This window comes from Streptococcus sp. HMSC071D03, assembly GCF_001812125.1.
Classification (GTDB): domain Bacteria; phylum Bacillota; class Bacilli; order Lactobacillales; family Streptococcaceae; genus Streptococcus; species Streptococcus pseudopneumoniae_N.
The window spans coordinates 1-7,345 of sequence record NZ_KV807735.1; the positions used below are offsets into that span (position 1 = coordinate 1).

Annotated in this window: 9 protein-coding genes and 1 tRNA gene; 3 read left to right on the forward strand and 7 right to left on the reverse strand. The window is 32.1% G+C overall.

The window, feature by feature from the left end:
* Window positions 1–34 precede the first annotated feature (34 nt).
* The 3 genes from HMPREF2837_RS04135 to HMPREF2837_RS04145 all read left to right on the forward strand — a co-directional run bounded on the left by HMPREF2837_RS04135 (window position 35) and on the right by HMPREF2837_RS04145 (window position 1,099).
* Window positions 35–469 (forward strand): GtrA family protein, encoded by a 435-nt coding sequence (locus HMPREF2837_RS04135; protein ID WP_049549490.1) that lies wholly within the window; start codon window positions 35–37, stop codon window positions 467–469.
* A 69-nt stretch (window positions 470–538) separates the two neighbouring features.
* Entirely contained in the window at window positions 539–919 is a 381-nt protein-coding gene (gene mscL, locus HMPREF2837_RS04140) for a large conductance mechanosensitive channel protein MscL (RefSeq protein WP_049549489.1), read from the forward strand.
* A 108-nt stretch (window positions 920–1,027) separates the two neighbouring features.
* Window positions 1,028–1,099: transfer RNA gene (locus HMPREF2837_RS04145), tRNA-Arg, on the forward strand.
* 142 nt (window positions 1,100–1,241) lie between these two features.
* Here HMPREF2837_RS04145 and HMPREF2837_RS04150 read toward each other — a convergent pair.
* From HMPREF2837_RS04150 to HMPREF2837_RS04180, 7 genes are all read right to left on the reverse strand, one after another.
* A complete protein-coding gene (locus HMPREF2837_RS04150) occupies window positions 1,242–1,622 on the reverse strand; it encodes a hypothetical protein (protein WP_049549488.1) in 381 nt (126 codons plus the stop codon).
* Entirely contained in the window at window positions 1,619–2,011 is a 393-nt protein-coding gene (locus HMPREF2837_RS04155) for a hypothetical protein (RefSeq protein ID WP_049549487.1), read from the reverse strand. Before HMPREF2837_RS04155 ends, HMPREF2837_RS04150 begins: the two co-directional genes overlap by 4 nt.
* An 86-nt stretch (window positions 2,012–2,097) precedes the next feature.
* Window positions 2,098–3,888, reverse strand: a complete 1,791-nt coding sequence (locus HMPREF2837_RS04160) for a DUF262 domain-containing protein (RefSeq protein WP_049549486.1) — start codon at window positions 3,886–3,888, stop codon at window positions 2,098–2,100.
* 114 nt (window positions 3,889–4,002) lie between these two features.
* A complete protein-coding gene (locus tag HMPREF2837_RS04165) occupies window positions 4,003–4,569 on the reverse strand; it encodes a hypothetical protein (protein WP_049549485.1) in 567 nt (188 codons plus the stop codon).
* Window positions 4,570–4,656: 87 nt separating this feature from the next.
* Window positions 4,657–5,361, reverse strand: coding sequence for a restriction endonuclease (locus HMPREF2837_RS04170; RefSeq protein ID WP_049549484.1), 705 nt, complete (start codon window positions 5,359–5,361; stop codon window positions 4,657–4,659).
* 5 nt (window positions 5,362–5,366) lie between these two features.
* Window positions 5,367–6,116: a hypothetical protein gene (locus HMPREF2837_RS04175; RefSeq protein WP_049549483.1), complete on the reverse strand. Its 750-nt coding sequence runs from the start codon at window positions 6,114–6,116 to the stop codon at window positions 5,367–5,369.
* A gap of 438 nt (window positions 6,117–6,554) precedes the next feature.
* Window positions 6,555–7,172: a DNA alkylation repair protein gene (locus tag HMPREF2837_RS04180; protein WP_049549482.1), complete on the reverse strand. Its 618-nt coding sequence runs from the start codon at window positions 7,170–7,172 to the stop codon at window positions 6,555–6,557.
* Window positions 7,173–7,345 lie beyond the last annotated feature (173 nt).

A 7,345-nucleotide genomic window follows, 5' to 3' on the forward strand; every position in this document is an offset into this window, starting at 1 on the left:
AGCACATTTATGCCCTTTATGCTATACTATTTTTATGAAAACATACATCAAAAAATTCTTCGATAATGAAATCCTCTCCTACTTATTTTTCGGGGTTGCAACTACACTTGTTTCTATCATTGTTCGTATCACTATTTTTTACTTTTTCCAACAAGAATTATGGGCGACTGCTCTGGGAAATATAACTGGAATTTTGTTTGCTTTTTTTACCAACGATACCATTGTTTTTAAACAGAAACGAAAAAATTGGTTCAAGCGTCTGATAAAATTTACGACCGCAAGATTCATAACCTTCCTCTTAGACCTGCTGCTGACCTTTATTTTTGTGACGAGTTTCCCCCATATTATCGGTCAGTTTGTAGGTGATAATCTCAATACTATCAATACAATTGAGACTATTTTTGCACAAGTTACTATCATAGTCCTCAATTACATCTTCAGTAAAGTTTTTGTTTTTAAAAAACACTGAGCATATTACTTGCATTCAACAGATGATTAAGATATAATTTAGATTGTAAAATTCGAAAGGAAAAAGAAAATGTTAAAAGATCTTAAAGAATTTTTGCTCCGTGGTAACGTCGTGGACCTTGCTGTCGGTGTGATTATAGCTTCAGCATTTGGTGCTATCGTAACTTCATTTGTTAATGATATCATCACTCCACTTCTATTGAACCCAGCTTTGAAAGCTGCAAAAATCGAACGTATTGCTGAACTTTCATGGAATGGTGTTGCTTACGGTAACTTCTTGAGTGCTGTTATCAACTTTGTTGTTGTAGGTACTGTTCTTTTCTTTGTGATTAAAGCAATGGAAAAAGCTCAAAACCTTCGTAAAAAAGAAGAAGTCGCTGAAGAGGCACCTGCTGGTCCAACTGAATTGGAAGTTCTTCAAGAAATCAAAGCTCTTCTTGAGAAAAAATAATCATCTAGAGGATTCGTTTCAATACTGAATCCTTTTTTTATTCTCCTTTTGCTGAACTTAGAAAAAACTTGAGTTCAGCTCTCTTTTTTGATATAATAATTAAAGCTTCCACCCTTAGTGTAATGGATATCACGTAAGATTCCGGTTCTTGAGATGGGGGTTCGATTCCCTCAGGGTGGATATTTTATAAAGAACTTACCAAAATTTGTAGATAAAGCTGTAAGGATTCAGGCTCTATAATATTTCTAGTGGATAAATTCCCTATAGATATTATGGAGTCTATTTTATTGTTGAAAAGGTTTACTTTTATCTAGGTTTCAGTCTAGATCTTTTTGATAATCGGAATAGCCTCTGTAAGGATGTCTATCCCAAAATTAATTCCCTGTACTTGGTAGTGATAGATGGGGTCAGGATAAAACTTTTGAACTCTTTTTTTGAGGTGACTATCTATCATTTCAAGTAAAATCCCATCTGATAAATGAGGAAATTCTGGTCCACTAAGTAAATCTTCTTCGAGCAAATTCAGGTCCCATCCCTCATCAATAGATCTGCAAAAAAGAATCTTACCAAAATCAATACAGTATTTGAGCTTTTGATTCTTTAAGCCTTCGATAAAAATTTGCAGGTGATTTTCTTGAGAAAGTTGACACCGTAATTCATACCAATCATACTCTATTTCCTCACCAATATGAACCCACTTCATTTTTTACCAACCTCTTCTATCCTTATATCACTCTCTTGATTTTTATAGAGAACTAAGTCAATGACTAGATTCTTTGCACAAATACGAAAATGAGCCAAGTCTTCTTCAGTCAAAACTCCACCCGCCCTATGAATCACTTCTGTAATCAGGCTACTGGTCTCTAGCTTACAAATAGGGGATTCAAACTCTGGCGAACTAGGAATCTGATGAAGAGTATCAAATAAGTTTCTATCTACGATTTGGTAAAAATGACAGAAGGGAAATTTCAATCGAATCAGATGTTTCTTACCCTTCAAAGTCATCGTAGAAATCTCGTAATGACTATTCTCACTAAAAGCTGCACTAGCTTCATATTCATCTTCTGGAATAATAAATTTCCACTCTAGCATTAAATCTCTCTCCACTATTTTCTCATCTCACACGCTTTCTCTATAAAAATCTAAAGTAGTTTGAAAAACGCAGTATTGATTTACTGTTAAATCCAGCCTTTTTCCTTAAATTCAGCAATACGAGCTAAATCCTCATCTGAAGGTTTATTGGAAACAATTTCTTTTGTAATAACCGAATACTCTTTGTTCCATTTTTTAAGAATTGCAATAATAGAATCTGAAATCCTGATATCTCTTTTCGAAATTGACTCTAAATTCCACTCTTGAATTTCAGAAAGTCCCATAACTTTTGTGATTTCGATTTTAGAAGCTGCATATTCTTTTTTCTTTTTAGCAAAGTAACCATTTCCTGCTATAATATTTAACTTCTTTTCAAATGGTAATTTATTGCCTATATGCTCGATTTTCTCTCGGATTTTATTATCTGATTCATCGATAAAGTAGTTAGTTTGCCACTTTTGAGGGAAAATATGCTCGATTTCCCATTTACTTGGTAATAATGAATCCTGATGTTTATAAGCAAGTGTTTTAAGCAACATTCTCACCACATTACGGTGAGGATTTTGGATTCCTGCTTCAAGTTGAGCTTGGTCTAGTTCTTTGAAATCAAATTTAGGAATATCTGATACAACAATTGCTGAATTTAATTTCAAAATATCACCTTTAACAGCATTGATAGTTGGAATAAGAATGTATTTTGTCATTAGTTCAGCGAGTAATTTGTTTAAGAATCTTGCAAATTTATCCTCAAAGTTTTTATCCTTACGATAACAAATATAATATATAATCACCGGATATTTCCAGAACTCATTAGGATATGAAGTAAGTGTATCTAATGTTTGTTTTATCTGTATATTTGATGACCAACTCTCATCTTCCAGCACTTCACCTTTATTAATTACTTTCCATAATTCGATCATTACGAATAAATTATCTAATAATTCAGATTGATAAAGGCGCTCAAATTTGTTACTCGAATAGTATTTTCTGACACCAGGTGTAGTACTTTTAGTATCTTTTTCCAAAGCTCTAAGATAGAACATATAGTAATAGAATAATTGTTGGATACTTTCATTAGCTGCTGTAGCTTGTTCATCAAGCTCTTTCCAGCGTTCAATAAATATTTCCTTATCTTTTCCCTCAAGATGGTTATAAATCTTAGCTTTAAATATATCAGCATCAGATAGCGGTAAACCTCTGTCATTTAAAGTAGAGAAAATAGTCAATGCTGTATCTTGGGTATCAGCAGTTATTGGTAAAAGAATAGCTTGATTTAATAGGGAATAAATGAACTGATAAATCATCAAGGGATTATCACTTGAATGTTTATCAAGTAACTCCTGAAAATGAATATAATTTCTAGAATAATTATCTTTAGAATCTTTATTTGCTCTTCCAGTTTCGAGAATTTTACGAAGAATTTCATTACCTTCATTATTAACAACACGTGATGTTAGAAGAGTAGTCTTATAATCAACTGTTCCAGTCAGTTTATTAGTGCGCCAGATTGAGGGTTCAATCTTACCAATAAAATTGTTCGCTTCTGGAGTTCGTTCTGATAATGGAGAATTAAATAGCTTTGTGTAAATCGCTCTTAACAATAAAAACAGAGAGGTAATACGTTGCTGACCATCAATAATTTCCTGTTCACCATTATCATTTTCATACGAAACGATACTTCCAAGAAAATACGAACCTTCGCGTTCAGTACCACCATTACTGACGGTAAATTCCCATAAATCTTCAAACAGTGTTTCAACCTGCTCATCTGTCCAAGCATAAGGACGCTGATATTCTGGAATAACAAATGGTTTTGTTCTTCCACTACCAAGTAGTGCCTCAACACTCTGCTTATTAACTTCTATTGTAGTTGGCATCTTAAACCTCCATATTATATTTGCTAAAATACTACATTTTTTATTGATTATTTGAACACTATATCAAATTGCTTTAACTAGCAATCCTACACATTCAAAACGAAGTTTGAGTAACTATTGCATATCTTCCATGGCTTCTTTCACATATCCTTCTACATCTTCAATCTCTACAAACGAAGGATCAATGTGACATAGGAAGTGCCAATCTTCGGTGTCGCGTTTTCTGTAGACAATCGCTTCCCCGTCTTCACTTCCGAAAAAGCTTCTGTCGACTTCGTACCCTTTGCTTTCTAAGAAAGCTTTTGCCTTGCGGAAGTTTGCTTCTCTGGCTTCAACATAGACTTTCACTTCATCGTTGTTAACGACATAGGCATCGACTTTTGTAAACCCTTCGACCACTCTATCGCTTGGTTCGGATAGATTCGAAATTTCTTTCCAAATAATCTCGACATTTTTCTCAGGTTCAAATGAGAATCTAGATAAAGGGACAATGTTGCCGTTGAAGATAATTTCTATATAATCTGGCAAGCGTTTAGGATTCACATACTCCACTTCAAACCCATCTTCGTTTTCTAAAGTATATCCAGGGATTTGAGCTACAAAGGCTTTCCCCTCTTCTAAAGACTCAAAAGCGACTAAATCTTTTGAATAATTATTTTGGTACAATTCCAATATAAGCATTGATAATCTCTCCTCCTTCAAATCTAGGGACACTAACGTCAATCAGTGTACAACCTCAGCATACTTTGAATAAAATATGGTATAGCCCTATCTTATATATAAATCTATATCCCATTGACTTAATTCGACAGGCTCTAAAGTAAAATCTGTTAAATAAACACTTACTTCATTATAGTGATTAATCTTTTTAATTTCCTTCAAGTGTTCTTGCGAAACACCAGCGACAATAACATTTATATGATTTTCAAATTTTTCCTTTTTATAATCTTCTGCTAATTTTTTACTTGAAAATAGTAATATTTTATTTTCGAGTACACTGTTTTGTTCTATTGAAGATTTACCATTAGTATCCATTAATATCCAAAATGGGTCTCCGACTGTTTCGAAATCGGGTTTTAAGTACCTAGTATATTCAGATAGAGCAAAGCAAGCAAAATCTTCATACTTAACTAATTTAATGCTGTTATAGTCTGATACTTTACAAGCTCCATTCTGAAATTCACTTTCGGCAGAAATAAATATTCCATTGATTCCACCAATATGATTCAGTTTATAGTCAAAATTTCTCAATTCACTAACATTTATTGGATTTTTCCAATTTTTACACTCTATTCCAACTTGATAAGATACACCAAAATGTTCAAATGAATAAAGAACATCTATTTCATGGGTTGCTCCATCATCTCCAATCATTTTAACTTTCGTATTGATTTTAGCATTAATTCTCTCTTTATTTGAAAGTTGTAAACAAATATCTTTGATGGTAGCTTCAAAAGCGTCACCTTTTCCCATCGGGATCACTTCATATATATTTCTTTAAGATTTTTACATCCAATTTTATACATTACTCCATTATAATCTATTGTTGAAGATGTTTGTTTGCTTGGACACACAATACCTAATTCTGGCAAAAAACCGTTTTCTACAAAAGAAATCAAGATAGATAAGTGATGTTGAGAAAGACCAAAGACAGCAAAATCTGGGTTCCTTTTGCATAGTGCATCAGCAAGTTTCTTTGATGTAAAAAGTGGTATAGAATCCTCTAGACCAAAATAATCTCCTGTGTTATCTTTGGTCCGATTTTTAACCTTCATCAAAACCCAAAATGGATCTCCTATAACGTTTCTATCAGGTAAAATTAGATCAAGAGTTTGGCTCACATTCCTTATTGTTTCTTCTATAACGTCAAAATGTATTACTTGAATATTTCTTTTTTTTGCGATTTTCAATGCATCTTCATCTATTTTATTATTAAAATATAAGATTCCTTTAGGGAAGAAATCTAAATCTTTTAATAGATTATCAAACTGCCACACATCTTTCGCTTTTACATTTTTACTGTCTATGGTTTTAATAATCGTTCGTTCTAAATTATTCATTTGAACAAATTCAACATAGACATCTATCCTGTGTTCAATATTTTTTCCTTTTACTTTAATATTTTTTAAAATCTTACTATTGATAACATTTTCTCTTCCCATTCTGTAACAGTATAGAGAGAATACTAAATCAGTCAATGTCAATCCTTGACTGTTATTGTTTTCCATACTTCTTACCTCTTAATATAGAATTTTCTACATTATAGCACTAAAACAACAAAAGACTGCTTCTCTGAGTCAAAACCCTTTGCCATTCTACTACAGTCCTTCAATCAGACTTTCTTCCATAAAGCTTCTTAATATCAAAATTAGTTTGTTTCCTTAGACATTACGGAAGTAGATTAACAGCCTATAAATATATTAAATAAACACTATCAACAAAAACTGTTTCTATGATACGTCCCTTCCATACATCAAAAAAACTTGCAATCAATAATTTTTATTTAAAGGTTGCTATGCTTTCACTAACAAACTTACACACTCAACATGTGGTGCTAGTAAACTTCTATATTATAGAACGAAAGCAACTGAGTTATTGTTTAAAATTAAACTTTAGAATGAAACTATTTTATAGTTACCATTTTTTAACTTTATAGTTTAGAATTATCATTTTATAAATTTACTTGCCAGTTTGAATACTTGTTGAATCTCTTTACTCTTAACATCCCAACCATCAAGTTCTTCTTTAATTAACTCTGGAAATTTTTTGCTAATATCCCTCAAAGAATTGCCGACTGATTTTCTAACATATTCACTAGAATCTTCTTTTAATGTTGCGATTCGTTTAATAGCTTCATCTGGATTGTCCTTGAAATATGGTCTACTCGTCCATATTCTCAAACCTTCTGTAACAGCTCTTCTGACATTTGGATTATTATTTTGTAGCCAGTCGTCAATAACCGGAAGAGATTTTTCATAACCTGTTTGATTACAAAATTCATCAAATGCTTTTGCTAATACTTCTTGAACTCTCCAATTGTCATCTTTTGAAACCTCATCCCTCATGAAGATCAAAATTTCTTCATACGATGACAAATATCCAAAGAGAAATACACTGTACATTCTAACTTGATATACATTGGATTTAAAGGCTAAAAATGCTAATTCTTTGGTATACGCATTATCGTTTGATTGATAGTCAGCAAGAGCTCTTTTCTCTTCTTCCTTAAATCCATTTTCTATTAAAGAGAATTCTTTTTCTAAATTTAAAATATATTCTTTCATGTAACTTGAACCCGAAACAACATCCCAATTTTCAAGATATTTCTCGATAGGTATTAATAAAGAATTGAATTCGTTATAATATGAGCAAATAATCTTGACATTTTTTCAAATTGATATTTAAACTCTTTTATTATTCAACTTTTTCTCAATCAAATACCAACTAGGAATGATTT

Excerpts from the sequence above, each read along its gene's own strand:
- HMPREF2837_RS04135 (WP_049549490.1), top strand. The coding sequence starts at position 35 with ATGAAAACATACATCAAAAAATTCTTCGATAATGAAATCCTCTCCTAC.
- mscL (WP_049549489.1), top strand. The coding sequence starts at position 539 with ATGTTAAAAGATCTTAAAGAATTTTTGCTCCGTGGTAACGTCGTGGAC.
- HMPREF2837_RS04150 (WP_049549488.1), bottom strand. The coding sequence starts at position 1,622 with ATGAAGTGGGTTCATATTGGTGAGGAAATAGAGTATGATTGGTATGAA.
- HMPREF2837_RS04155 (WP_049549487.1), bottom strand. The coding sequence starts at position 2,011 with ATGCTAGAGTGGAAATTTATTATTCCAGAAGATGAATATGAAGCTAGT.
- HMPREF2837_RS04160 (WP_049549486.1), bottom strand. The coding sequence starts at position 3,888 with ATGCCAACTACAATAGAAGTTAATAAGCAGAGTGTTGAGGCACTACTT.
- HMPREF2837_RS04165 (WP_049549485.1), bottom strand. The coding sequence starts at position 4,569 with ATGCTTATATTGGAATTGTACCAAAATAATTATTCAAAAGATTTAGTC.
- HMPREF2837_RS04170 (WP_049549484.1), bottom strand. The coding sequence starts at position 5,361 with ATGGGAAAAGGTGACGCTTTTGAAGCTACCATCAAAGATATTTGTTTA.
- HMPREF2837_RS04175 (WP_049549483.1), bottom strand. The coding sequence starts at position 6,116 with ATGGAAAACAATAACAGTCAAGGATTGACATTGACTGATTTAGTATTC.
- HMPREF2837_RS04180 (WP_049549482.1), bottom strand. The coding sequence starts at position 7,172 with ATGAAAGAATATATTTTAAATTTAGAAAAAGAATTCTCTTTAATAGAA.